Here is a 24200-nt window from a genome sequence, read left to right as displayed (position 1 = left end):
GACAGCGTCAGCTATGGCCGGGGAGCGGCCTTCTGGAGCGCGCTTTCGGCGATGTTGCCGCCGTAGTCGGCGGTTCGGGACAGCGAGTCGACCACGCGGCCAAGTAGCTGTGCGCTCTGTGGGTCTAGCTCCCTGACTTTCCCGTCTACCTCGCGGGCGGTTTCGTCGACTTCGGGGATGCGAGCACGGGCCTCGTTTGCCAACTCGACAGCCTCGTCGTTGTCGTCAGCCAACAGCGCATCCATCGCGGTTTCGGGGACGGCGATGGCCTCGGTTTCCAACTGATCGAGAAGGTCGGCAGTTTCGCCGGTGATTTCGCCGATTTCCTGGGAGAGGCTGGCGATTTTGGTCGCGTGGTCAGCAATGCGCTCTAGCTGACGGGCGCTGGACTGATAGTCGAACACTGTCTCACGCGGGAAGCCGATTTCGTTGGCTGCCGTCGGATTGCGAAGGACGGTTCGGAACACGCGCGAGACCATGTACCAGAGGCGGTCCACGTCGTCGTCGCGTTGTATAACGTCTTCGGCGAGGTCGTTGTCGTCCTCGATGAGCGCCTTGACGGCGTCTGAGAGCATCGTCAACGAAACCAGCCGCATACGCGTGATGGCGTTGAGAACGGAGAGCTCCGACGAATCCAGCAGGTCCTGCAGGACGACTCGGTCAGCCGTCTCCTCTATCATCTCGAGGCCGACCAGTCCCTGTGTCGCATCGCGGATGATGCGTCGCTGCTCGGCCGTTATGCGAGCGGCCTCCAGTCGGATGATGTCGAAGCCGCTGACGTACATCGTCATCACTGCCCGCGTGAGTTCGTGCCTGTTTTCGAGGCCGGTCACGTCTAGCGTTCCCTCGACGTGGTCGTCGCCGTGCTGTGGCGAGACCAGTAGCAGGTCGTCTTCGGCGTAAAACTCGACGATACTGCCGCTCTCGACACCATTCTCAGTCGCCCACTCCTTCGGTAGTGAGACAGTGTACGTGGACCCGCCCGTCAGCTGTACTTTGCGCGTCTCCATAGTACTACGAATACGCGCTGCAGATTTATAAAATATGCTGTGACTATATATTACTGATCGAAACTCTGACCTGTGCTGTCATGAAATAACGACACACGCTGCGGGCGCTACCCCGTGTAGTATGGTGTCAATATCAGGATCAACGAGTTGTTCTCTAACTGGGCCGCTATCGGGCTTAGACGCCCGTTACCCCGTTTTAGGCGCGCGAGATAGCAACGCCATCAAAATATATAGTAGTATATAGTGTTTATATCCAGATATAGGGCTAATAGTAGGGTACTTATCCGCTCTCTAACTTCCATCAGGTGATGACAGATTCACCGAGCAGTGGTCTCTCACGTCGCCGATTTTTAACAAGTTCTGGTGCGATTGGGGCGCTGGCACTGGCCGGTTGTACGCAGAACACGAGCCGTGGCAACGACGGCGGCTCCACTGACAGCGGTTCTGACGGCCTCTCGGGGCAGGTCATTATCAAGGGCAGCAGTACCGTGTTCCCCATCTCCGACGCGATGGCCGAGGAGTTCATGGAAGAACACGGGAACGTCAACGTCACCGTCGACTCCACGGGGAGCGGCGGCGGCTTCGAGAACTGGTTCTGTCCCGGCGACTCCGATATCAACGGGGCTTCCCGCCCTATCAGCGACGCCGAGATAGAGCAGTGTTCGGGCAACGACGTCGAGCCTGTCGAGTTCGAGATCGCGGGTGACGCGTTGACTGTCGCGGTCAACAACGACGCTGACTGGGTCGACTGCATGACCTTCGACGAACTTCGCCAGATCTGGAGCGACGAAGCGGGCGTCACGAACTGGTCGGACGTGCGCGACGAGTGGCCCGATATGGAGATCGAACGCTACGGCCCGGCGTCGACGTCCGGGACGTTCGACTACTTCAACGAGAACGTTGTCGGCGAGGACACCGAACACACAACCGAGTACCAGCCGACCGAAGAGGACGAGACTATCGTCAAAGGGATCCGTGACAACGAGGGTGGGATGGGGTATTTCGGCTTCGCCTACTACAACTCCAACTCCGAGGCGGTGAAAGCCGTCGAAGTCAAGGCCGAAGAGGGCGACGAATGTACCCCTCCGAGTCTGGCAAACGCCAAGGACGGTTCCTATCCGCTGGCCCGACCGCTGTTCATCTACGCGGCCGAGTCAGCGCTTCAGCGAGAGGAAGTGTACGAGTTCATTCAGTTCTACCTCGAGCAGGCCGAAACCGACCTAGTGCAGGATATCGGGTACGTGCCGTCGAGCGCCGAGCAGCGCGACGAGAACCTCGAAAAGCTGGACGAGATCGCCGGCTAACACGGTCGAGAGCCGGCTTACTCACATGAGTACATTATGAGAGACAACACAATGAGTACCGAGACGCCCGGGCCGAATATTACGTCCAGACCGAGTGGGCGTGCAGCACGCGAGCGTATGTACCGATACGTCTTGCTCCTGTGTGCTGCCGCGTCGATTCTCGTCACCGTCAGCATCGTCGTGTTGCTCGCACGCGACGCGATTACGTTCTTTACGCTGGTGAACCCGGTCGACTTCTTCACCGGAACGGAGTTCCTCATCAGTCGGAACGTCTACGGGTTACTCCCGCTGTTGAGCGGCACGCTGTTGGTCACGGTGATCTCCGCCGTCATCGCACTCCCGACGGGTGTCGCGGCCGCGGTCTATCTCAGCGAGTACGCTAGCGACCAGATGCGCTCGGTGCTGAAACCGGGGCTGGAAATTCTGGCTGGTATCCCGACAGTCGTCTACGGTATCTTCGCGCTCGTGTACGTGACACCGTTCCTCCAGACCATCGGGCTCCCGGTGAACACGTTCAACATCCTCAGCGCTTCCATCATGGTCGGTATCATGATCATCCCGATGGTCTCCAGCCTGAGCGAGGACGCGATGAGTTCCGTCCCGGACTCGCTGCGACAGGCCGGCTACGGGATGGGCGCGACGAAGTTCGAGGTGACCACCGGCGTCGTCGTCCCCGCGGCAGCCTCGGGCATCTTCTCCTCGTTCATTCTCGCCCTGTCGCGGGCCATCGGCGAGACGATGATCGTCGTCGTCGCGGCCGGCAGCCGGCCCCGGATGCTGAACCTCTCGGACCCGCTCGCGAACCTCTTCCAGGGGTACCAGCCGATGACGGCGGCGATGGTCCAGATCAACAGCGCCGACAGCGTCAGTCAACTGGGCTTTACCAGTCTCTTCGCTATCGGCCTGACGCTGTTCGTCATCACGTTCCTGTTGAACCTGCTGAGCAACCGAATCGCGGCGCGATACCGGGAGGAGTACGAATGAACACTGGGGGACTGAACTGATGGCAACACGAGAACCTGAAACGGGCTGGCACGGGGAGAACAGCGATGTCAACCATCTTCGGGGGCGTGCCTTCGAGGCGACCTGTCTCGCGGCGACCGCGTTCGGACTCGTCTCCGTCCTGCTCCTCCTGCTGTTCGTCGCCAACGACGCGTTCCGACCCTTCTCGGCCGACGCAGGGTGGCTGGCGACCTACGCCGCGACGGTGCTGGTGCCGCTGGCCGCACTAGCCGTCTACTACTATCGACTCGACGAGCCGGCCGGCGAGGTCGCCTACGTCACCAGCGGACTCCCGGTCGTGGGACTCCTGCTCACGGGCGGGTTTGCGGTCCTGTTCATCGAACTGCTCTCCGTACTCGAGTGGTTCGCGCTCCTCATCTCGCTGGTCGTGGCCGGCGGCCTGATCGTTGCACACGGCCGACTGCGGCCGAAGGCCGCGCTCGAACGCCTCGCCGTGGTGCTCCTCGCTCCGATTATCACGGTATTCGGGCTGCCACCCACCAGGTTCAACTGGTTCGTCACCGACGCCGCCGCGGCGCTCGGCCTCGACTTCGGGCTGTACTATCGCGTAATAAGCCTCCGAGAAGCCATCATGATGCTCCCGTTCGTGCCCACGGACTGGGTCATGTTACTCCTGACGCTCGTGCTCCCAGTCGCCGGTGCCGCAGGCTGGTTCGTCGAACAGCGACGCGAGTCGCGGCGAGACGGCCTGGCCGTCGTCGGGCTGACGGCGGCAGTTGCGGTGCTGGGCGTCGTCGCCGGACCACTGCTGGGAATTGGGACCGACGTGTGGCTGCTCATAGTCACATTCGCCGTACTCCCGCTGGGTGTCTACGTGGAAGGCGTGCTCCGTCGTGGCGAAGGCGTCCGCGGCCTCGCCTTCCCGGTCGCCGCCGTGCTTGGCGTGGTCGTCGGCAGCGTCGTCACCGGCGCGCTCGGGTTTGCCGGACCGGACCCCTGGCTCGACTGGGGGTTCCTGACGAGCGCGACCTCACGGACCGCCGCCGATGCCGGTATCTACCCTTCGATGGTCGGCTCGGTGATGATGATTATCGTGATCGTGCTCACCACGTTCCCGGTCGGCGTCGGGGCGGCGATCTACCTTGAGGAGTACGCACCCTCCCAGGGGCTGATGGGCAAGTTCGTCACACTCATCGAAATCAACATCGGGAACCTCGCCGGTGTGCCGTCGGTCGTGTACGGCCTGCTCGGACTGGCGCTTTTCATCCGAGTTCTCCAGTGGCCCCAGGGCTCCGTCATCGTCGCCGGCCTCGCGGTCGGCCTGTTGATCCTCCCGATTGTGATCATCTCCGCACAGGAGGCGATTCGATCCGTCCCCGACTCGTTCCGACAGGCCTCCTACGGAATGGGGGCGACCCGCTGGCAGACGATCCGGCAGGTCGTCCTCCCCGAAGCACTTCCGGGCATTCTGACCGGGACGATACTGGCGCTGGGTCGGGCCATCGGCGAAACGGCCCCGCTGCTGATGATCGGGGCGGCGGCGTCGGTCCGGCTCGCGCCGAATAGCTTCTTCGACGTGGCGAGCATGATGCCACGCCAGATTTTCTCATGGTCGTCGGAACTGGACCCGTCGTTCCGCCACGGCGTGCTGGCGGCCGGCGTGATTACACTGCTTGCAGTGTTGCTGGTGATGAACGCGACAGCGATTGTCATCCGGAACCGGTATCAGCGAACAGGATAATTCATGACAGAGAACGAGATGACGAGCAACGAGAGTACCGAGCCCACACCGACCACTGAAACAGCCGCGTCGTCGCCGGACCCGTCCGGCGACCCCCTCGTCGACCAGTCGATCGACGTGGAGGGAACGGACGCGAACGCGGGCGAGACGGGGAAGCCAGTCATCGAGTCCCGCGACCTGAACGTGTTCTACGGCGAGACGCAGGCGCTACAGGGTATCGACTTGGCCATCCCGGAAAAACAGGTGACGGCCATGATCGGACCCTCCGGCTGTGGCAAGTCCACGTTCCTGCGGTGTATCAACCGCATGAACGATCTCATCGACGCGGCGCGGGTCGAGGGAGACCTCTACTTCGAGGGGAAAAACGTCTACGATGCCGACGTGGACCCGGTGGCGCTGCGGCGACGCATCGGAATGGTGTTCCAGCACCCCAACCCCTTCCCGAAGAGCATCTACGACAACGTCGCTTACGGCCTCCGGATTCAGGACCAGACGGAGAACATAGACGAGAAAGTCGAGACGGCTCTCAAGCGCGCCGCGCTGTGGGACGAAGTCAAAGACCAGCTGGACAAGAGCGCGCTCGACCTCTCGGGCGGCCAGCAACAGCGGCTCTGCATCGCCCGCGCTATTGCCGTCGACCCGGATGTCATTCTGATGGACGAGCCGGCGTCGGCGCTTGACCCGATTGCCACCTCGAAGATCGAGGACCTCATCGAGGAACTGGCCGAGGAGTTCACCGTTGTCATCGTCACTCACAACATGCAGCAGGCGGCCCGTATCTCGGACAAGACCGCCGTCTTCCTCACCGGTGGCGAGCTGGTCGAGTTCGACGACACGGACAAAATCTTCGAGAATCCCGATAGCCAGCGCGTCGAGGACTACATTACTGGCAAGTTCGGGTAGCCTGTACTATCGCTGTAACGTCGCTTCGGTGTCGATGCCGTACACCGCCTTCGGCGTCTCGACGTGTGCCGTTCTGACTGCGTCCTCGTGTCCGTTCTCCAGCAGCCAGCGGACACGCCGTGGCACCGTTTTCGGCCCCAGCACCGCGCCGGGACGGTCCGGGTCGTCGATATAATCGGTCTCCATCAGGAACGGCTCGTCCGTCTCAACCGCAATCTCCAGTTCGTCCTTATCCGCAAGCACCGATTTGACTGGGCCACGGAGCCGCCCGCCGGAGTAGTGTTTGACGACCTGCATACGGTCGAGGCCACGGTCTTCGGCCCAGCCAGCCACTGCTTCAAAGTCTTCGCCGCCTTCGGTATGGAGCTGTATCGCACAACCTACGTCGGCGGCCCGTTCGAACCCGTGACACATCACCGCATTGGAGGCCTCCCAGACGGCGTCGTCAACGTCGTAGTGCGGTCGCCCGGACTTCATCGCGAGCGCGTCACCGTTATCGACGTACTCCGCCGCCACGTCGAGGCCGGTCTGCATGATGTCCATTGCTTCCGGCGGCGTGTAGCCGTCATCAACGAGTTTCGAAATCAGCGCCGGGTGGACCCCGAGGACAGGCCAGGCGCGGCCATCCAGTACCTCGGTCGCGGCGGCAGCGGCCTCGACGGTGAGGTCGAACACCTCGCGGAACGTCTCCGCCGCTGTCGCCTTCTCGACGAGGTGCCAGGACGGCTTGTTGAGCACTAGCAAGTGTGTGCCACCCTGTGAGGCGAATTCCTCGGCTGCCGCGACGTTCCGGCCGTTGACCGGATCGAGATGGAGGTGGTTGTCCAGTACCGGCGTGTCGTCGATGTCCATACGTGGCCAATGGCACTGGCGGAAAAAACAGTTGGCGTCACGGAGTTCGGCCCTCAGAGCGTCACTGCGTCTTCGGCCGCGTTGCGTAACGCGTCGGAGCGGCCATACTCTCCCGGCGCGATGGCGACCGTTTTGACCCCTTCCCGTGCGGCCACTTCCAGCGCCGGCTTGAAATCCGTGTCCCGCGAGGCGACGACCAAGACGTCGATCTGTCCCGAGGCGACGGCGTCTGTCGCGTCAACGGCGAGTCGCACATCGACGTCACCGCTGGTGGTTCGGACCTCGAAGCCCCGGGCCTCGGCGGCCTGAATCAGCCCCGGCGAGGCGTTCTGGTCGACGTAGAGGCGAGTCAACGCCAGCGGCCCGTAGTCGACTGCAATGTCCCGGACCTCGTCGAGGTCGACATCGAACTCAGACCTGAGCACGTTCGGCCCGTCGACGAACAGTCCAACGCGCTGTTGTGAATCTTTCTCCCCGAATATCCGACGAAACAGCTCCATGCGCCCCTTTCCCTGCCCGGCCCGCTTATGCGTGCCGTTTTATATCGTAAACTAGTAACCGCTATACCAAACGCAACTACACAACACTTAGGAGGATCCCCTCCTCATTTCATGGATAGTATTTCCGGACAGAGGCGACAGGCGGCAGCTGCACGATATTCGGTACCATGAGTAAGGAATCTCTTCACAATCGAGACGTCCTAAACGGGCTTTGTGAGATAATTTCCGACCCAGCAATCGTACTAGATGCTGATGGTGTCTTTGTCGACGTCATCCATAATGCCCACAACGGGGCACTATTCTTCAGACAGCCGGAAACGTTGTTAGGATCAGATCTCTGGGACGTCTTCTCCACAGTACAGGCTGACCAGTTCTACACAGTCATCGAGGACGCTCTGCAGGCAGGCGAACAGCAACACATCGAGTACCACCTATCGCTCGACGACGGGGATCGGTACTTCGAGGCTCGCGTCACGCCGGTTGGCAGTGACGATACGGAGCATGTGCTATGGCTGGCCGAAGATATCACACAGCGAAAGCGACGCGAGGAGAAGCAGGCCCTCATCGAGCGAGTGTTCGAGATAAGTCCGGTCGGTCTCGTCGTCGTCGAACCGTCAGGCAAGATTTTGTTCGCCAATGACCGTGCTGAGGACTTGCTCGGCCTCGAACGCGGTACAATCACTGGGAGGCGGTACGACCAACCGGAGTGGAATATCTTCTACGAAGACGGCACTCCGGTCCCCGAAGCGGAGTATCCGGTTACGAGAGTACTCGAATCCGGCGAGCCAGTGTTTGGATTCGAGCATTGGATAGAACTCGCCGACGGGACCGAACGGTGGCTTTCGAGCAATGCCGCGCCGATACTGGGTGATGACGGGACCGTCGAGCGCGTCGTCGTCGGTCTGGACGACGCAACGAGATTGAAACAGCGGGAGGAGCACCTGGAGTGGCTTATCGGGACGGAGATGCTCGCCGACGTCGGCGGATGGGAACTGGATCTGGAGACAGGTCTAATAGAGGGTACTGCAGGGATGAAACGCCTGTACGGGCTCCCGGAGTACAATCCGACGCTTGAGGAGGCACTCGAGCAGTACCATCCCAACGATAGAGCGGCCCTTCGCGACGCCATCGAGACCTGTTGTGAAACCGGCGAGCCGATGGAACTGGAAGCACGCCGCAAGACCGCAGAAGAAACCGAGCGCTGGTTCCGACTCCGGGCAGAAAAAACCGTCCGGGGCGGGGAACCGAAACTGCGAGGCATCGTTCGCGACATCACTCAGGACAAGGAACGAGAGCAGCGGCTAATGGTCATGAGTCGGATTCTCCGGCACAACATCCGAAACAAGCTGACCGTGATACGGGGCAATTCGAGACTCCTCAAAGAAGAACTCGGATCGCCCGAGTTCTCAGTCGACGCTGCCAGCGGACACATCGACAGAATCGAGAACGCGTCGAAAGAGCTCGATTCGCTGGCCGAACGAGCACGGACGTTCGACCGGGTCATCGAGCGCGACCTCCGAAGCGGGACAGTCCACCTACGGCAAGTCCTCACCGATGTCCGGGACGATCTCGGAGAACAGCATCCCGAGGCCGCAATTGAGGTGACACCTACCGACGCGGAGGTGGCTGGTGACAGGATGGCTATCGACCTGATGCTGGAGATTCTTGTCGAAAACGCGCTGGAATACAGTGATCTACCTAGCCCGAGGGTCAAACTTACGGCTGAAGAGACCCCGTCGGGCCAGGTGACAGTCAGCGTCGATACCGACGGGTCCGGTATCCCCGACATGGAGCAAAAGGTCCTGGCTTCGGAGACGGAAGGGCCAGTGGTACACAGTCGCGGTCTCGGGTTGTGGGCGGTTACGTGGCTTGTCCGACGCCTCGGCGGGTCTGTGACAATCGACGAAGACGCCGCCGATGGCGGCGGAACGCGAGTTCGACTCGCGTTCCCGCTGGCGCGAAGCGAGTAACGAACGACAGCGTATTTTCCGTCCCGGTTCTGTCGCTCCATCTATAGTAACAATTGAAACGATTTAACACTGATCGCACTGCCGTCGTGCGATCAGGTGTGCATTGATTTTCAATGGCTACTATACCGCAATCCGGGATTTGATATCGCCACATATGGTTTATCGCGAGGCCACAGGCGGTCAAGGGCCAAACGGTAAGACCACGCGGTACGAGAGGTCCGCGTATGACACTGCGGGCACCACCGCTCTCTGCGGTTCACCAGCGATCCGACGCTTCGTTCACCGATTTCGGCGGGTGGGAGATGCCGGTCGAGTTCGAGTCGATCCGCACGGAACATGAGGCTGTCCGGAGCGAAGCCGGGAAGTTCGACGTTTCACACATGGGACAGATAACCGTGTCCGGGCCGGACGCGGCGACGCTGACACAGCGGCTGACCACCAACGACGTGACCGTGCTGGACCCGGGCGAGGCCCAGTACGGGGCCATCACAGACGAGGACGGAATTATGCTGGACGACACCGTCGTCTACCGATTGCCCGAAGGCGCGGCCGACGAGTTCCTGTTCATCCCGAACGCCGGGCACGACGGGGAAATGACCGAACGGTGGCTCTCTGAGCGGGACGAGCGGGGGATCGACGCGACGGTGACGAACCGGACCGAGGAGTACGCGATGATCGCCGTCCAGGGGCCTGACGCGCCGGACCTGCTGGCAGCCGAGACAGATGTCTCGCTCGCTGCCCTGTCGCGGTTCGAGGTGGCTGACGGGGCTGTCGCCGGTGTCGACTCGTTGATCGCTCGGACGGGATACACGGGCGAACGCGGCTTCGAAATCCTCTGTCCGCCCGACGAAGCCGAGGCGGTCTGGGGCGCGCTTGAGTGCCAGCCCTGCGGGCTCGGCGCGCGCGACACCCTCCGGTTGGAGATGGGTTTTCTGCTCTCCGGGCAGGAGTTCCACCCGGTCGACGAGCCCAGGACGCCTTACGAGGCCGGTATCGGCTGGACCGTCAAACTAGATACGGAGTTCGTCGGTCGGGACGCACTGGAGGGCGTCGCCGCTGACGGTCCCGAAGAGAAGCTCATCGGCATCGAACTCATCGACCGCGGCGTCCCGCGTCACGGGTACGACGTGACGACGCCGGACGGAGAGCCGATCGGTCACATCACCAGCGGTACGATGAGTCCGACGCTGGGAGCGCCGATTGCCCTCGCCTACGTCCCGACGGCGTACGCCCAACCGGACGAGTCCGTCCGCGTTGTCGTCCGCGGCGAACCGAAGAAAGCACGTACCAGGAGCACACCATTCCTCGATAGATGAGCTTCGACGTTCCCGACGACCTGCGATATCTGGAGTCACACGAATGGGTACGCGTCTCCGGCGACACCGCCGAGGTCGGCATCACGGCGTTCGCACAGGACGAACTCGGCGACGTGGTGTTCGTCGAACTGCCCGAGGCAGGGGCGGAGCTGACCGCGGGCGAGGACTTCGGCGTAGTGGAGTCTATCAAGGCCGTGTCCGACGTGTACGCCCCCGTCTCCGGCACCGTCACAGCAGTCAACGACCGGCTCCGCGACGAGCCGGAACTGCTGAACGAGGACCCGTTCGGTGACGGGTGGATGCTTGAGGTCGAGATAGCCGACGAGAGCGACGACCTGCTTTCACCCGACGCGTACCGCGACCAGATCGAGTAACCCTCGGTGGCAGCGGTCCCTGCGGGGGTGAAAGGAGTAACCTAATGTGGGCACGGTCGCTAGCTGTCGATATCATGTCACCCCGGCGCTACTGGGTGGTTCTCCAATGAGCGATAGTGACTCACACGCAACAGGCAGTCCGTACGCACCGCAGACGGCCGCAGAGACCGCGGCGATGCTCGATGCAGTCGGGGCCGACGACCTCGAATCGCTGTTCGACGTTCCCGAGTCCGTCGCCTTCGACGGCGAGTTCGGTATCGACGCCCGGAGCGAGCGGGCGGCGCGCCGGGAAGTCGCCGGCCTCCTGGGCCGCAACGCCGACCTCACCGAGTTTCTCGGCCGCGGCCACTACGACCACTACGTCCCGAGCGTCGTTGACGACCTCGCCAGCCGCTCGGAGTTCCTGACCTCCTACACGCAGTACCAGCCAGAGGTCGCACAGGGCTTTCTCCAAGCGTTGTTCGAGTTCCAGTCGATGCTGGTCGAACTCACGGGACTGGGCGTCGCCAACTGCTCGATGTACGACGACGCGACGGCGCTGGGCGAGGCGGCGACGCTCTCCCAGCGCGTCCGTTCGGTCTCGGGCGACCGGATTCTGGTTCCCGAGCACCTCCGGGAGGGCAAACGCACCGTTCTGTCGAACTACGCCGAAGGACCGGCCCTCACGGTCGAGTCATACCCGATGACCGACGGCGTCGTCGACGTGGCGGCGCTGGCCGACCAGATAGGCGACGACACCGCGATGGTGTACGCCGAGTCGCCGACGGTCCGGGGCGTTATCGAGGAACGGCTCGGGGTTGTCGGCGACCTGGCCCACGACCACGAGGCGCTGTTCTGTCTCGGCTCGGACCCCATCGCGCTGTCCCTGCTGGAGCGCCCGGCCGATGTCGGAGCCGACGTAGTCGTCGGCGACGCCGCGTCGCTGGGGACCGGGACCGCCTACGGATTCGGCCTCGGAATGTTCGTCACCCGCGAGGAGTATCTGCGGCAGGTCCCCGGCCGGCTGGTCGGGGCCAGCGAAGACGCCGCCGACCGCCGCGCGTACACGCTGACGCTCCAGACGCGGGAGCAACACATCCGCAAGGAGCGGGCCACCTCCAACATCTGTACGAATCAGGCGTGGGTCGCGCTTCGGACTGCGATGCACGCCGCGTGGCTCGGCCCGGACGGACTGGTCGACCTCGCCGAGGACTGTGTGACCCGCGCTCGTGACCTATCTGACCGCCTCGACGACATCGTCGGCGTGAAAGCCCCGATTCACGGCCGCCACCACTTCCGGGAGTTCCTCGCCCGCACGGACCAGCCGGCCAGCGCAATCGTGGCCGACCTCGCGAGCGAGGGCTTCGCGGTCCACGCGGTCGAGGACCACTTAGTGCAGGTGTGTGCGACCGAGACCACTGCTGACGCCACAGACGAGTTCGTGGCGGCGTTCCGGGAGGTGGCGAAGTGACACTCGCCTCGCGCTACTCGGCGAAACACCGTGAGACAAACCGCGTCCCACGAGCGTCACGCTCGACACGGGGGTGTCTCGCGTGAAATACGACCAGGCGCGCTGGACCGACGACAGCGACGACCGGTACGAGCCGCTGCTCTCGGAGAAAGCCAGCGAGACGGTCGACACCGAAGACTCGCCGCTGCCCGACGACCTGACGCGGGACTCGCTCTCCCTGCCGGACCCGGCCGAGCCTGAACTGGCCCGGCACTATACGCGCCTCTCGCAGATGAACTACGGCGTCGAGAGCGGGCCGTTCCCGCTCGGCTCGTGTACGATGAAGTACAACCCCTCCTTCACCGAGGACGTGGCTGCACGGGCGGACGCCGCCATCCACCCGGACCGGCCCGATTCCACAGTGCAAGGAACGCTGGCGCTGTGTCACCGCCTGCAGGATTACCTCGGCCGCATCGGCGGGATGGACGCGGTGACGCTACAGCCCCCGGCCGGCGCGGCTGGCGAGTTCACCGGGATACAGATCGCGAAGGCCTACCACCAGCACAACGGCGACGAGCGCTCGGAGGTCGTCATCCCGGACTCGGCGCACGGGACGAACTTCGCGACGGCGGCGATGGCCGGCTACGAGGTCGTCGAGCTCCCGAGCGGCGACGACGGCCGGGTCGACATCGAAGCGCTGGAGGCGGCTGTCGGCGACGACACCGCCGCGCTGATGCTCACGAACCCCAACACGCTGGGGCTGTTCGAGCGCGACATCGAGCACGTCGCCGACATCGTCCACGACGCTGGTGGCCTGCTGTACTACGACGGCGCGAACCTCAACGCCCTGCTCGGGCGCGCTCGCCCCGGCGACATGGGCTTCGACGTGATGCACTACAACGTCCACAAGACGTTCGCGACGCCCCACGGTGGCGGCGGTCCCGGGGCCGGCCCGGTCGGCGTCCGCGAGGAACTGGCCCAGTTCCTCCCGAACCCACACGTCAGAGAGCGCGGCGGCAACTACGAACACTACGAGCCGGACAACTCCATCGGGAAGGTGCATGGCTTCTACGGCAACTGGCCGGTATTGCTCAAGACCTTTGCGTACATCGCCAGATTGGGCGACGAAGGCCTCCGAGACGCCAGCGCGAAGGCCGTGCTGAACGCGAACTACCTCGCTGAGCAGATAGAGTACGAGGTGCCATTTGGCCCGTTCCATCACGAGTTCGTCGCCAGCGCGGGCGAGCAGGACGCTGCTGACGCGGCCAAGCGGATGCTCGATTACGGCGTCCACCCGCCGACGACGAAGTGGCCCGAAATCGTCGACGAGGCGCTGATGACCGAGCCCACGGAGAGCGAAACCAAACGCTCGCTGGACCAGCTCGCGGCCGCGTTCAACGCCGTGGCCGGCGACTCCGACGCCGAACTGGCCGACGCGCCGTCGCGTCCGGCGGCGAAACGCATCGACCAGGCGACTGCGGCCCGAAACCCGCGGCTCTCCTGGCAAGCGCTTGACGACACGTAGCTGCTCGTTTCGACAATTGATACTCCCGCCCGAGCGTATATGCCACCCCGTTGTATAGCAGTTACAACGCAACGCTATGTCCGATACGCCGCACCTGTTGTACGTGGGTCTTGTCGACGCGGACACAGCCACACCTGACGCATCGGTTGCAGTTACGCCAGTCACCACCGCGGCAGACGCGCTGTCGGAGCTGGCCGACCGCGACTACGCCGCCGTCATCTGCGAGCAAGAGCTCCCGGGGGACGAAACGGGTCTGGACGTGCTGGCGGCGATACGCGAGCAATACGACGCCCTCCCGATCGTTCTCTGTACGGCCGAACCGGACGGCGAGGTCGCCGCCCGTGCGACGCAGTTGGCCGTTACTGAGTACGTCCCGCGGAGCGATGTGGACCTGGCGACACGGGTCGGCGACATCCTGACAGGGACCGACACGAGCGCCGACAGTCCAGCCGATCCCATCGAGCGCAAGCACGAGCTACGGACGAACAACGCGGCGCTTCGGAAGCTAGCACAGCTCGCAACGGAAGACGGGCTCACGGAGACCGAAACGGTCGAACGAGTCCTCGAAATCGGATGCCAGCGGCTCGGCGTGTCACTTGGCTTTCTGAACCGGATCGCGGACGGGACACACGAGATCGCGGTAATGGTCGGCGATCACCCCCGCTTCGAGCCCGGGGCCACGACCCCGATTGCGGACACCTACTGTGATCGGGTCATCGAGACCGGCGAGATGTACGAGGTCGCCGACGCTACCGACGTGGCGGGCGGTCCACCAATCGCCCAGAAAACCGGGATGTCCTGCTATATCGGGAGCGAACTCAGCGTCAACGGGACGACCTACGGGACGCTGTGTTTCGCCGACAGCGACCCGCGTCCGGAGCCGTTTTCGGACTCGGAGCAGGCGTTTCTCGAACTGCTGACCGAATGGATGAACCGCGAACTCGAACGCCGCCGCCGCGAGGACGAACTCGAACGATACGAGAACATCATCGAAGCGGTCGACGACGGCGTCTATGCGCTCGACTCAGAGGGGTATTTCGAGTTCGTCAACCAAGCAATGACCGACCTCACTGGCTACTCCGAGTCGGAGCTGCTCGGCGCCTACACCGGGTTCATCAAGAACGACGCCGTCGTCGAGCGCGCCGAATCAATCGTTCAGGAGATGATATTCGGGGACCGCGACGACGAGGAATCGTTCGAGCTGGAGATCCAGCAGGCGTCGGGGAACTCGTTCCCCGCCCAGGACCACATGACGCTGCTGTACGACGACGACGAGCGATTCGCCGGGACCGCGGGCGTCATCCGGGATATCACGGAACAGAAACGGCGCGACGAGGCGCTGTCCGGACTGCTTGATACGACTCGGTCGCTCATGCAGGCCAAGACACCCCAGGAGGTCGCCGAAACAGTCATCGAGGCGACTGAGTCGGATCTCGGGTTCGACCACTCGCTCGTCAGGCTGTACGACGAGGAGGCGGACACACTCCGACCGGTCGCAGCCAGCGACAAGGTCCCGGAACGACCGGTGTACGACGCCGACGAAGGGTTCCCCGGCGACGCGTTCCAGCGCGACGAGCCGCTGATCGTTGACGAGTTCGAGCGGATCGACAACTACGACTCCGACGTGCTGACAGCGGTGATGTACCTCCCGATGGGGGACCACGGAGTCGTGAGCATCGGTGCGCGACAGGGCCACGAGTTCACCGAGTCGGACGTCTCCGTCGGCAAGATTCTCGCGTCCAATGCAGCCGCCGCGTTCGACCGCGTCGAGCGTGAGCGAAGCCTGTTACGGTACGAGTCAGTGTTCGAGAACGTCCGTGACATGATGTACGTCCTCGACGACGAGGGTCGGTTCCAGCTGGTCACCGAACCGCTCGCGGAGTGGCTCGGCTACGAGCGGGCGACGCTTCTGGGCCAGCATCCGCGCGTTGTTCTCGACCAGGACACTATCGACGAGTTCGCCTGTCGTATCGGCGACCTCTGCCGCGCGGGCGGAACCGGGGCGGTCCAGCTCGAAGCGGCGCTGGAAACGGCCAGCGGAGGGACGCGTCCGGCCGAAATCGAGGTCTCGCTGCTCGACGCGGACCAGTTCCGCGGCACTGTCGGCGTCGTCCGGGACCTGACCGAACTCAAGCAGGCGCGGGCAGAGCTGAAAGACGAGCGTGACCGGTTCTCGTACCTGTTCAACACGCTCCCAGACGCCGTCATCGAAACGGAGACGGTCGCGGACGAGTCGGTCGTCAGGTCGGTCAACCCCGCGTTCTCCGACGTGTTCGGGTACGGCGAGGACACAGCCGTCGACAGCCCACTCTCCGACCTCCTCCGACCACCGGACACTGCACACGACGAACTGCCCCAGTTCGACGACCGACGGGCGAACGGCGACCCCTTCCAGACCGAACTCCGACTGATGACCGAGACGGGGTTCCGTGACTTCCTTTTCCGGGGCGTGCCGTACAGCCGGGACGGCGACAGCGTCCGCGGGTTCGGTATCTACACCGACATCACTGAGCAGCGCGAGCGCGAACGCCGGCTGAAACTGCTCAACCGCGTCCTTCGGCACAACCTCCGGAACGACCTGACTGTCGTCCTCGGGATGGCTGACGCGCTGGACGAGCGAATCGACGACGAGGACCAGCGAGCCATTCTCCACAGACTTCAGCGAAAGGCGGAGGAGATGGCGTCGCTGAGTGAGCGGGCGCGCGACATGGAGCGTTCCGTTCGCCGCGACCAGTACGGCGCGGCCCCGGTCAACGTGCCCGCAACCGTTACGGATACCGTATCCTCGTATCACGACGAGTATGCCGGTGAAATCAAAACAGACCTCCCGGATGTGTCGGTTACGGCGGGTGATGGGCGGCTCCATCGAATCCTCGGTGAACTCCTCGAAAACAGCCTCGAACATGCCGGCGACGACCCGTCGATTAGCGTCGACGTGACGGCCGACCAGCGAACCGTCTCAATCACTGTCGCCGACGACGGCCCGGGGATTCCACAGCACGAACTCGACGTCGTGACCGGCGACGAACCGATTACACAACTCCGTCACGGGACCGGCCTCGGCCTGTGGCTGGTCGTTTGGGTGACCGAAACCTACGGCGGCACCGTCGACTTCGCTAGCGGTCGGGACGGCGGGACAGTCGTCACGCTAGAGCTGCCTCGGTTGGATACTTAGATGGCGTCGCGGATCCGGTCGGCGAGCACGCTGTACTGCTCCGTGCCCGTCCCCTTCTGAACCACGGCAGTGACGCCATGTTCCGCGGCAGCATCTGCGACGTCGTCGTACTCGCGGGCCGTAAACAGCAGGAACGGGATGTCGACGTCGTTCTCCCGGAGCGCGGCACATAGCTCCATCCCGTCGAGCCGGGGCATCTTGTAGTCACTGACGACGGCGTCGAAATCGCCGTCAGTTGCCAGGTCCAGTGCCGCCTCTGGGTCGGCTTCCGTCGTGATCTCGAACTCGTCTTCCTGTCCCAGAAACGTCCCGACGATGTCCAGAACGTCTACGTCCTCGTCTACCAGTAGGACCTCGATACTCATCGGTTCTAGGTCCGTGGTTCCCCGGTAAAAACTCTCGGTCACCGCATCGCATCCAGGTTGACGACGATGTCCTTGTCCACGGTAATCCACGTCGATAGCTTGGCAATGCCGGAGAGCCCCCGCGGTGACACGGTACAGCGGTCCGGTTCGCCGGTGTACTCAACCACGGTCATCGACAGGTCGTGCGGGGCCTGCGTTCGCTCGGCGGTCGCGTTTCCCGCACCGTCCGGGTCGAGACTCATCGGTAATGGATACCTCTCAGGGACGGTGTAAAACGGCTGCTAAGAGGTCTCTATACCGCTCCGGAGAGCTATGCCGCCTGGCCGGTGTCGACTTCGCCGTCGATGCGGACGAACCCGTAGTCACACTCCGGGCAGTGCCACTTGATCTTGGTCCCCAGGTGCATCGTCGTGCTCGCGACCTTCCAGAAGTCGCGGTACTCTTCGCATTCAGGACAGTAGTGTTCGAGTTCGAGGCCCATATCCAGTTGTTTCCGCGGGGGTACAGTTGAATTTCCCGGTTCCACTCGGGGCGTCGAAGGGGGCAAACCGCTCGAACCCCTGTATCCCAGTATGATTCCGAGCGCGTACGAGCCGACTCATCCGACCGAACTGGCCGTCGACGCTGAATCGCTGCCGCCGTCGGCGACCGAGACGGCGACGTTCGGCATGGGCTGTTTCTGGGGGCCAGACGCCCGCTTCGGCGCGACACCGGGCGTGGTCAGGACACGAGTCGGCTACGCCGGCGGCACCGACCTGGACCCCAGTTACTACTCGCTGGGCGACCACACCGAGGTCGTCCAGGTCGAGTACGACCCCGAGGCGGTGCGCTACGAGGACCTGCTTGCCGTGTTCTGGGCGAACCATACGCCGTTTTCCGCCCCTCGGAAACGCCAGTACCGCGGCGTGGTGCTGGCTCATAACGATCAGCAGCGTGAAACCGCCAAGCGGACGCGCGAGGAACTCGAATCGCGGACGGGTAGGTCAGTCGAGACGGCCATCGAAACCCTCGACCAGTTCTACCTGGCGGAAGACTACCACCAGAAGTACGAACTCCGCTCGACGCCAGTGGTCGCCGATGAACTTGAAGATATCTACGGCGATGCGTTCGTCGATTCGACGGTCGCCGCCCGGCTCAACGGCTTCGTTGCCGGCCACGGGGACGACGCCGAGCGCGAGGCGCTGTTTGCCGAACTGGATATCTCACCGGCTGCGCTCTCAGAGGTCCGCCGCCGGCTCTGAACACGGAGCTAGCGGTTCACAGTCGCCACGGGGCTCGGCCGCCCGCGCGCCCCAACGATTCGCCCACGGCTATAAGACGCTGGCAGTGCCAGATCCAGCTATGACTATCTACACCGGCCGCGGCGACCAGGGCCAGACTGATCTCCGGAACATGGAGCGGGTGTCGAAGGACAGCCGCCGCATCGAGGCGTACGGCACCGTCGACGAAGTGAACGCACTGGTCGGCGTCGTCAGGCCGACCGGCCACGATGACATCGACGAAAAGCTCCGCGTCATCCAGAACCACCTCCACATCGTTCAGGCCGACTTCGCCAACCCCGACCCCGACGAGGACGACCCACGGATACAGGAGTCCCACGTCGAGACGCTCGAAGACCTCATCGACGAGGCCGATTCGGAGCTTGACCCGCTCGAATCGTTCATCCTTCCCTCCGGATCGGAGCCGGGGGCGAAGCTCCACCACGCCCGCGCGGTCTGTCGGCGCGCAGAGCGCCGCTGCGTCTCCTTTGCTGCCGAGGAGGCCGGTGTCAACGAGACGGCTATCATCTACCTGAACCGGCTCTCGGACGCCCTGTTCACGCTCGCCCGCCTCGTCAACAAGCGGGAGGGCATCCGCGAGGAGAACCCCGAGTACTGAGACGACACCTCCCGCGCGGCCGCCGTCAGTACCGCGTCGGCGACGGCGGTTCGCAATAGCAAAGTGACCGGCCCGGAAGGGTGAGGTATGAAAGCGACCGCGAAGGCACATCCGATTCAGGGGCTGGTCAAGTACCACGGGATGCGAGACGAGGAACTGCGACTGCCGTACCACGACAGCATCTCCGTCTGTACCGCACCGAGCCACTCGAAGACGACGGCCGCCTTCGACCCGAACCGCGAGGAGGACGTGTACGTCATCGACGGCGAAACGGTCACCGGCCGCGGGGCCGAGCGTATCGACGCCGTCGTGGACCACGTCCGCGACCTCGCGGACATCGACCACGGCGTCCGCTTCGAGTCGGCGAACAACTTCCCGACGAACATCGGCTTTGGCTCCTCCTCGTCGGGCTTTGCCGCCGCGGCAATGGCCCTCGTTGAGGCGGCGGGCCTTGACATGACACGACCGGAAATATCGACCGTCGCCCGGCGCGGCTCCTCCTCGGCCGCTCGCGCGGTGACGGGCGCGTTCTCCCACCTGCGGACCGGCATGAATGACAAGGACTGTCGGAGCGAGCGCATTGAGACGGACCTCGAAGACGACCTGCGGATCGTCGCCGGGATGGTCCCATCCTACAAGGAAACCGAGGAAGCCCACAAGGAGGCTGCCGAGAGCCACATGTTCGAGTCGCGGATGGCCCACATCCACGGCCAGATCTCGGACATGCGCGACGCGCTGTACGACGGCGATTTCGACGCCGTCTTCGACCTCGCCGAGAAGGACTCGCTGTCGCTGGCCGCCGCGACGATGACCGGTCCCGCCGGCTGGGTGTACTGGCAGCCTCGCACCATCGAGATTTTCAACGCCGTCCGGGAGCTCCGGAACACCGAGGACGTGCCGGTGTACTTCTCCGTCGACACCGGCGCGAGCGTCTACATCAATACGACTGAGGAGTACGTCGGCCGCGTCGAAGAGACGGTCGCCGACTGCGGCGTCGACACCCGCGTCTGGGATGTTGGCGGCCCCGCACAGATTCTCGACGAGGACAAGGCGCTGTTCTGAACCGGCACTGATCGAATCGTCGCTCCCGAGCACAGGGTTAACCCGACGCCGTCCTAACCGGAGAACACAATGCGCGTCGCCGTTCTCGGAGCCGGATACGCCGGGCTCACGCTCGCCAGAAAGCTCGAACAGACTCTCCCCGATAGCGTCTCGCTGGTCGTCGTCGACGAGGAGCCCGAACACCTCGTCCAGCACGAACTCCACCGGGTCGTCCGCCGGCCGTCGCTGGCCGACGAGATCACTGTCGACCTCGACGCTGTCCTCGACTGCGAGGTCCGACAGGCAACAGTCACGGACGTATCGACCGACGAAGGGACGGCGACGCTGGACGGGGCTGAGACGCTGTCCTACGACGTGGGTGCGGTATGTCTCGGTGCACGAACGGCCTTCTACGATCTTCCGGGCGTACGCGAGCACGCGACGCCGCTGAAGCGCCTTGCCGACGCCCACGATATCCGCGAGCGGTTCCTCGAACTCGGTGACGGCGACCGGGTGGTCGTCGGCGGCGCTGGCCTGTCTGGCGTGCAGGTAGCCGGCGAACTGGCCGAAATGGCCTCGGACAGCGACAGCGAGGTCCTCCTGCTCGAACAGGAAGACGCCGTCGCACCGTCGTTCCCGGCATCGTTCCAGTCGGCGGTCCACGACGCGCTGGTCGACGCTGGTGTGACAGTCAGGACCGGAACGGGCGTGGCTGGGGCCGATGCTGATACCATCGCGCTCGAAGACGGCTCGGACCTGGCGATGGACCAGTTCGTCTGGACCGGCGGTATCGAGGGGTCGCCGGCACTCGACGCCGACCGCCCCGTCGTCCGGGCGGACCTCCGACTCGGCGAGTCGACGTTCGCCGTCGGCGACGCCGCCCGAGTCGTCGACAGCGACGGCGAGGCCGTGCCGGCGAGTGCGGCGGCTGCCATCCGCGAGGCCCGTGTGGCCGCGGACAACATCGGGACGCTCGTCGAGCGGCAACAGGGCGGTTCCGGCGAGTTCCAGCCCCGACTGACCCAGTACCAGTTCAATGTCCCAGGGTGGCTCGTTTCGGTCGGCGACGACGCCGTGGCGAAGGTCGGCCCCTCTATCCTCACCGGGCGGGCCGCGCTGGCGCTCAAGACGACTGTCGGCGCGGGCTATCTGGGAACAGTTGGAGCCGTCCAGAACGCGGTCGATCTCGTCAGCGAGGAGCTGGACCTCGATGCGAGGGACACGAAACCCGAATAAAGTACCGCAAAAACCGTAGATCGGCGCGTCAGTCCTCGCCGTCCGCGGTCGCGTTCCCGAGCACGTCGTCGGGTTCGATCCAGATGACGAACTCATCTTCCTCGTCGCGGTCGACGACGCCGTTGATGTACTCGCCGTCGACCGGGGCGGTGTTCACTTCGGATTCGGCGACAGGCACGACCTGCCGGACCTCGTCGACGATCCAGCCCATTGCGCCCTGTTCCTCGAACACACCTGCGTCGAAGACGACGATGAGGTTCTCAGTCCCGTCGCTGTCGATGTCCATCATCTCCTTGGGGTTGAGGATCGTCGTAATCTGCCCGCGGAGGTCGACGACGCCCTCGACGTAGTCTTCGGTGTTGGGAACGCGGGTGACCGTTTCGCGCTTGACGATCTCCTCGACGTAGTCGATATCGAGACAGTAGTACTCGTCACCGAGCGCGAACTCGAGTACCCGGACCAGTTCTTCTGTCTGGGTCGCGTCGTCGTCGATAGCCGCGGCGCGAGCGCCACCCTCGGTCGTGGCGGTGTTGTCCGACGCCATCGCCTCCTCGATGAGTTCCTGGTCCGGCAACTCAACGCCGGTCGGTCCCTGCATCGGGCTGGCCGACGCCGACAGGTCGTCCGTCGGCTGGTCGGCACCACCGGCGGCGACGTTCTCGGGAGTTACCTGGGCCGAGGCCTCTGCCGCTCGCTGTGCGGCGGCCATCGCGTCAGTGTCGCTCTGATCAGTCGTTGCGCCGTCGGAGCCAGTATCGCTACCGCCGTCGTCGGCGGCCTGTTCATCGGCAGTAGCCGTTTCGTCAGCCGCGTCATCGCTGGCGGCCGCTGAGTCCGTGGTGGCTACCTCGGTTGCTGTCTCCTCGGTTTCGCCCTCGTCGGTGGGCTGCTCACCGGAGCCGTCCGCGGAGGCGTCGTTTGTCTCCTCAGTGTCGTCGGTAGTTTCTGCCTTGTTCCCCTCGCGCATCTGCCGGATGCGCTCCGCCCTGTCCATACGTTCGTCGTCACTCATGCTGGTACCTCTGTGTCGGTAAAGCCGAACTGCTCGTCGAGTTCAGCGGCGATGTCCTCGAAGACAGCCGCCATGTCACACGATTCCTCGGTCGCGAAGATAGACTGACCGGCGCTGAACGCCCGCTGAAGCGCCACCCGTTTGCGGACCTCCCAGACGGGACTGTCCGGGAACGCCATGTTGAACCATTCGAGCATCGTCTCGTCCTCGGACGTGGTCTCGACCCGATTGGCGACGACACCGAGCGTGTTGATCGACGCGTCGGTCTGGCGCTCCATCGCGGCCATCTGGTCCATCAGCAGTTCGATGGCTCGCTCGGAGGTGGCTTCAGTCAGTGCGGGAATGAGGACGTTCTGTGCGGCGTACATGCCGGTGTCAGTCAGCTTCCCGTAGAACGGCGGGCAGTCGATGATAACGTAGTCGTACTCGGCATCGAGCGTCGACAGCGCCCGGTCGAGCGTGTCGAGCGCGTGTGACCCCGTGACCATCTCCGGCGTGATGTTGATCGCGAACGAGGCCAGCGCGGCCTGATCGATATCCCCGCCCTGGGTGTTGACCCGGGCGATGAGGTCGGCGATGGTCAGTTCGTGCTCGGCCTGGAGCATATCGATGCTGGAGGGGATCACGTCCATCTCCTCGCCTTCGCAGATAAGCTCACCCAGCGCCGATGGGTCGCCAGTCAGTGCGTCGAACAGCGTCGGCGGGTCGGCGTCGTACGCCTCGACGAGGCCCACGCCTTCCGTGGCGTTGCCCTGGGGATCGAGGTCGATAAAGAGGACGTCCCGGCCGCGGTCGTTCAGTGCACCGGCTACGTTGATAGCAACTGTCGTCTTTCCGGTCCCGCCTTTCGCGTTGGTCACACAGAAGCGGGCTGGACCGGTTTCTGATTGCCGGTTCATCATCCAAGTATCCACAGGTCGACTCCGAGCCACTATAAAAATGTGGTCCCGATTATCAACGTCGCAACTGGGGGACGGAACGCGGACGAGACAGAAACACCCGCGAGCGTGTGCATGACGGCCGTCTGACGGTGTGCAAGATTTATGATTGTGTAGATTGAAGGGTCAGTATCATGACCATCAACCCGCGCGATTACGACCTCGACGAGTTACGGAAGATGGCTCGTCAGCGGGGGAACGGGATGAGCGACGAAGACGTCCCGGACCCGACGGGCCTCGACATGGGGCTTGACGACTCCGACGAAGAGGTGCTTGCGGGGAGTTCGTTCCGCTCCGGGCTGTACCGTGAACTGCTGCCGTTCCTCGGCGGCGACGCCAACGAGAAGCCCTATCTCGAAACATTGCCCGAGACCTACGCCGCGGAGTTCGTGGTCTTCGAGTGGCTGGAGTTCCTGCTGATGCACTCCGGGTATCAGGGGGCCGACGAAGCGCTCGATTACTACCGCTCTATCGACTGGATCACCGAGGACGTACAGGACGACCTCTCGGACTATCTGCTCGGCATCGACGAGTCGGCGACGAACGACGACAACGAACTGAGCGTCGACGACCACATGCTGAGTCTCGTCTACGTCGCGAAGCTCACTGCGATGACGTAACGCTCGTTTTCAGCACCAGCTCTTTCCTTCGAATCCCCGCTACCGAGG

23 protein-coding genes are annotated in these 24200 nt (G+C 63.7%); 15 read left to right on the top strand and 8 right to left on the bottom strand.

All coding sequences use genetic code 11. The features are described 5' to 3' along the window. Nucleotides 1-11: 11 nt before the first annotated feature. Complete coding sequence (locus tag HAH_RS10080; RefSeq protein ID WP_014040827.1) at nucleotides 12-1010, bottom strand: phosphate uptake regulator PhoU; 999 nt, start codon at nucleotides 1008-1010, stop codon at nucleotides 12-14. 308 nt (nucleotides 1011-1318) lie between these two features. Between HAH_RS10080 and HAH_RS10075 the strand changes: the two genes are divergently transcribed. The 4 genes from HAH_RS10075 to pstB are packed head-to-tail and all read left to right on the top strand — an operon-like array spanning nucleotide 1319 to nucleotide 5921. Then, on the top strand, nucleotides 1319-2314 hold the full coding sequence (locus HAH_RS10075; protein ID WP_014040826.1) for a PstS family phosphate ABC transporter substrate-binding protein: 996 nt from the start codon (nucleotides 1319-1321) through the stop codon (nucleotides 2312-2314). Nucleotides 2315-2365: 51 nt separating this feature from the next. Next, nucleotides 2366-3298, top strand: a complete 933-nt coding sequence (gene pstC / locus HAH_RS10070) for a phosphate ABC transporter permease subunit PstC (RefSeq protein WP_044951933.1) — start codon at nucleotides 2366-2368, stop codon at nucleotides 3296-3298. Between the two features lie 19 nt (nucleotides 3299-3317). Further along, nucleotides 3318-5018, top strand: a complete 1701-nt coding sequence (gene pstA / locus HAH_RS10065) for a phosphate ABC transporter permease PstA (RefSeq protein ID WP_014040824.1) — start codon at nucleotides 3318-3320, stop codon at nucleotides 5016-5018. A 3-nt stretch (nucleotides 5019-5021) separates the two neighbouring features. Next, entirely contained in the window at nucleotides 5022-5921 is a 900-nt protein-coding gene (gene pstB, locus HAH_RS10060) for a phosphate ABC transporter ATP-binding protein PstB (protein WP_014040823.1), read from the top strand. 6 nt (nucleotides 5922-5927) lie between these two features. On the opposite strand, the gene HAH_RS10055 is transcribed toward pstB, so the two are convergent. Further along, on the bottom strand, nucleotides 5928-6773 hold the full coding sequence (locus HAH_RS10055) for a TatD family hydrolase (protein WP_014040822.1): 846 nt from the start codon (nucleotides 6771-6773) through the stop codon (nucleotides 5928-5930). A gap of 53 nt (nucleotides 6774-6826) precedes the next feature. Then, nucleotides 6827-7273 carry an NYN domain-containing protein gene (locus HAH_RS10050; protein ID WP_014040821.1) on the bottom strand — a complete coding sequence of 149 codons (447 nt, stop codon included), beginning with the start codon at nucleotides 7271-7273 and terminating at the stop codon, nucleotides 6827-6829. A 167-nt stretch (nucleotides 7274-7440) separates the two neighbouring features. Between HAH_RS10050 and HAH_RS10045 the strand changes: the two genes are divergently transcribed. From HAH_RS10045 to HAH_RS10020, 6 genes are all read left to right on the top strand, one after another. Next, nucleotides 7441-9243 carry a sensor histidine kinase gene (locus tag HAH_RS10045; protein WP_044951930.1) on the top strand — a complete coding sequence of 601 codons (1803 nt, stop codon included), beginning with the start codon at nucleotides 7441-7443 and terminating at the stop codon, nucleotides 9241-9243. 224 nt (nucleotides 9244-9467) lie between these two features. Further along, on the top strand, nucleotides 9468-10559 hold the full coding sequence (gene gcvT / locus HAH_RS10040) for a glycine cleavage system aminomethyltransferase GcvT (protein ID WP_014040819.1): 1092 nt from the start codon (nucleotides 9468-9470) through the stop codon (nucleotides 10557-10559). Continuing rightward, nucleotides 10556-10933, top strand: coding sequence for a glycine cleavage system protein GcvH (gene gcvH, locus HAH_RS10035; protein WP_014040818.1), 378 nt, complete (start codon nucleotides 10556-10558; stop codon nucleotides 10931-10933). The genes gcvT and gcvH overlap by 4 nt, the downstream gene beginning before the upstream one ends. A 106-nt stretch (nucleotides 10934-11039) precedes the next feature. Beyond that, nucleotides 11040-12383: an aminomethyl-transferring glycine dehydrogenase subunit GcvPA gene (gene gcvPA, locus HAH_RS10030; RefSeq protein WP_014040817.1), complete on the top strand. Its 1344-nt coding sequence runs from the start codon at nucleotides 11040-11042 to the stop codon at nucleotides 12381-12383. A gap of 82 nt (nucleotides 12384-12465) precedes the next feature. After that, nucleotides 12466-13887: an aminomethyl-transferring glycine dehydrogenase subunit GcvPB gene (gene gcvPB / locus HAH_RS10025; protein WP_023843342.1), complete on the top strand. Its 1422-nt coding sequence runs from the start codon at nucleotides 12466-12468 to the stop codon at nucleotides 13885-13887. A 76-nt stretch (nucleotides 13888-13963) separates the two neighbouring features. After that, nucleotides 13964-17062 (top strand): PAS domain S-box protein, encoded by a 3099-nt coding sequence (locus HAH_RS10020; RefSeq protein WP_014040815.1) that lies wholly within the window; start codon nucleotides 13964-13966, stop codon nucleotides 17060-17062. On the opposite strand, the gene HAH_RS10015 is transcribed toward HAH_RS10020, so the two are convergent. The 3 genes from HAH_RS10015 to HAH_RS19970 all read right to left on the bottom strand — a co-directional run bounded on the left by HAH_RS10015 (nucleotide 17059) and on the right by HAH_RS19970 (nucleotide 17908). Then, nucleotides 17059-17427, bottom strand: coding sequence for a response regulator (locus HAH_RS10015; protein WP_014040814.1), 369 nt, complete (start codon nucleotides 17425-17427; stop codon nucleotides 17059-17061). The genes HAH_RS10020 and HAH_RS10015 overlap by 4 nt on opposite strands. A gap of 38 nt (nucleotides 17428-17465) precedes the next feature. Further along, entirely contained in the window at nucleotides 17466-17669 is a 204-nt protein-coding gene (locus HAH_RS10010; protein ID WP_014040813.1) for a DUF7511 domain-containing protein, read from the bottom strand. A gap of 68 nt (nucleotides 17670-17737) precedes the next feature. Further along, nucleotides 17738-17908 carry a DUF7838 family putative zinc beta-ribbon protein gene (locus HAH_RS19970; RefSeq protein WP_004591646.1) on the bottom strand — a complete coding sequence of 57 codons (171 nt, stop codon included), beginning with the start codon at nucleotides 17906-17908 and terminating at the stop codon, nucleotides 17738-17740. Between the two features lie 91 nt (nucleotides 17909-17999). Between HAH_RS19970 and msrA the strand changes: the two genes are divergently transcribed. The 4 genes from msrA (at nucleotide 18000) to HAH_RS09990 (ending at nucleotide 21582) form a co-directional block, all read left to right on the top strand. Continuing rightward, nucleotides 18000-18668, top strand: a complete 669-nt coding sequence (msrA, locus tag HAH_RS10005; RefSeq protein ID WP_014040812.1) for a peptide-methionine (S)-S-oxide reductase MsrA — start codon at nucleotides 18000-18002, stop codon at nucleotides 18666-18668. A gap of 100 nt (nucleotides 18669-18768) precedes the next feature. After that, nucleotides 18769-19305 (top strand): cob(I)yrinic acid a,c-diamide adenosyltransferase, encoded by a 537-nt coding sequence (locus tag HAH_RS10000; protein ID WP_014040811.1) that lies wholly within the window; start codon nucleotides 18769-18771, stop codon nucleotides 19303-19305. An 87-nt stretch (nucleotides 19306-19392) separates the two neighbouring features. Continuing rightward, on the top strand, nucleotides 19393-20367 hold the full coding sequence (gene mvaD / locus HAH_RS09995) for a phosphomevalonate decarboxylase MvaD (RefSeq protein WP_014040810.1): 975 nt from the start codon (nucleotides 19393-19395) through the stop codon (nucleotides 20365-20367). A 69-nt stretch (nucleotides 20368-20436) separates the two neighbouring features. After that, entirely contained in the window at nucleotides 20437-21582 is a 1146-nt protein-coding gene (locus HAH_RS09990) for an NAD(P)/FAD-dependent oxidoreductase (protein ID WP_014040809.1), read from the top strand. 28 nt (nucleotides 21583-21610) lie between these two features. On the opposite strand, the gene HAH_RS09985 is transcribed toward HAH_RS09990, so the two are convergent. Both HAH_RS09985 and HAH_RS09980 read right to left on the bottom strand, forming a co-directional pair. After that, nucleotides 21611-22594: a chemotaxis protein CheW gene (locus HAH_RS09985; protein WP_023843341.1), complete on the bottom strand. Its 984-nt coding sequence runs from the start codon at nucleotides 22592-22594 to the stop codon at nucleotides 21611-21613. Beyond that, nucleotides 22591-23496: a ParA family protein gene (locus HAH_RS09980; protein WP_014040807.1), complete on the bottom strand. Its 906-nt coding sequence runs from the start codon at nucleotides 23494-23496 to the stop codon at nucleotides 22591-22593. The genes HAH_RS09985 and HAH_RS09980 overlap by 4 nt, the downstream gene beginning before the upstream one ends. 170 nt (nucleotides 23497-23666) lie before the next feature. Here HAH_RS09980 and HAH_RS09975 point away from each other — a divergent pair, with 170 nt between their 5' ends. Then, on the top strand, nucleotides 23667-24152 hold the full coding sequence (locus HAH_RS09975) for a FlaD/FlaE family flagellar protein (RefSeq protein ID WP_014040806.1): 486 nt from the start codon (nucleotides 23667-23669) through the stop codon (nucleotides 24150-24152). Nucleotides 24153-24200: the final 48 nt, after the last annotated feature.

The sequence above is a fragment of the Haloarcula hispanica ATCC 33960 genome, assembly GCF_000223905.1.
GTDB lineage: Archaea > Halobacteriota > Halobacteria > Halobacteriales > Haloarculaceae > Haloarcula > Haloarcula hispanica.
This window is presented reverse-complemented; position numbering and strand designations above follow the sequence as displayed.

Excerpts from the sequence above, each read along its gene's own strand:
- pstC (WP_044951933.1), top strand. The coding sequence starts at position 2,366 with ATGAGTACCGAGACGCCCGGGCCGAATATTACGTCCAGACCGAGTGGG.
- HAH_RS10010 (WP_014040813.1), bottom strand. The coding sequence starts at position 17,669 with ATGAGTCTCGACCCGGACGGTGCGGGAAACGCGACCGCCGAGCGAACG.
- mvaD (WP_014040810.1), top strand. The coding sequence starts at position 19,393 with ATGAAAGCGACCGCGAAGGCACATCCGATTCAGGGGCTGGTCAAGTAC.
- msrA (WP_014040812.1), top strand. The coding sequence starts at position 18,000 with ATGATTCCGAGCGCGTACGAGCCGACTCATCCGACCGAACTGGCCGTC.
- HAH_RS19970 (WP_004591646.1), bottom strand. The coding sequence starts at position 17,908 with ATGGGCCTCGAACTCGAACACTACTGTCCTGAATGCGAAGAGTACCGC.
- HAH_RS10020 (WP_014040815.1), top strand. The coding sequence starts at position 13,964 with ATGTCCGATACGCCGCACCTGTTGTACGTGGGTCTTGTCGACGCGGAC.
- pstB (WP_014040823.1), top strand. The coding sequence starts at position 5,022 with ATGACAGAGAACGAGATGACGAGCAACGAGAGTACCGAGCCCACACCG.
- HAH_RS10055 (WP_014040822.1), bottom strand. The coding sequence starts at position 6,773 with ATGGACATCGACGACACGCCGGTACTGGACAACCACCTCCATCTCGAT.
- pstA (WP_014040824.1), top strand. The coding sequence starts at position 3,318 with ATGGCAACACGAGAACCTGAAACGGGCTGGCACGGGGAGAACAGCGAT.
- HAH_RS10050 (WP_014040821.1), bottom strand. The coding sequence starts at position 7,273 with ATGGAGCTGTTTCGTCGGATATTCGGGGAGAAAGATTCACAACAGCGC.
- HAH_RS09980 (WP_014040807.1), bottom strand. The coding sequence starts at position 23,496 with ATGATGAACCGGCAATCAGAAACCGGTCCAGCCCGCTTCTGTGTGACC.
- gcvT (WP_014040819.1), top strand. The coding sequence starts at position 9,468 with ATGACACTGCGGGCACCACCGCTCTCTGCGGTTCACCAGCGATCCGAC.
- HAH_RS10075 (WP_014040826.1), top strand. The coding sequence starts at position 1,319 with ATGACAGATTCACCGAGCAGTGGTCTCTCACGTCGCCGATTTTTAACA.
- HAH_RS09985 (WP_023843341.1), bottom strand. The coding sequence starts at position 22,594 with ATGAGTGACGACGAACGTATGGACAGGGCGGAGCGCATCCGGCAGATG.
- HAH_RS10080 (WP_014040827.1), bottom strand. The coding sequence starts at position 1,010 with ATGGAGACGCGCAAAGTACAGCTGACGGGCGGGTCCACGTACACTGTC.
- HAH_RS10045 (WP_044951930.1), top strand. The coding sequence starts at position 7,441 with ATGAGTAAGGAATCTCTTCACAATCGAGACGTCCTAAACGGGCTTTGT.
- HAH_RS10000 (WP_014040811.1), top strand. The coding sequence starts at position 18,769 with ATGACTATCTACACCGGCCGCGGCGACCAGGGCCAGACTGATCTCCGG.
- gcvPA (WP_014040817.1), top strand. The coding sequence starts at position 11,040 with ATGAGCGATAGTGACTCACACGCAACAGGCAGTCCGTACGCACCGCAG.
- gcvH (WP_014040818.1), top strand. The coding sequence starts at position 10,556 with ATGAGCTTCGACGTTCCCGACGACCTGCGATATCTGGAGTCACACGAA.
- HAH_RS09990 (WP_014040809.1), top strand. The coding sequence starts at position 20,437 with ATGCGCGTCGCCGTTCTCGGAGCCGGATACGCCGGGCTCACGCTCGCC.
- HAH_RS09975 (WP_014040806.1), top strand. The coding sequence starts at position 23,667 with ATGACCATCAACCCGCGCGATTACGACCTCGACGAGTTACGGAAGATG.
- HAH_RS10015 (WP_014040814.1), bottom strand. The coding sequence starts at position 17,427 with ATGAGTATCGAGGTCCTACTGGTAGACGAGGACGTAGACGTTCTGGAC.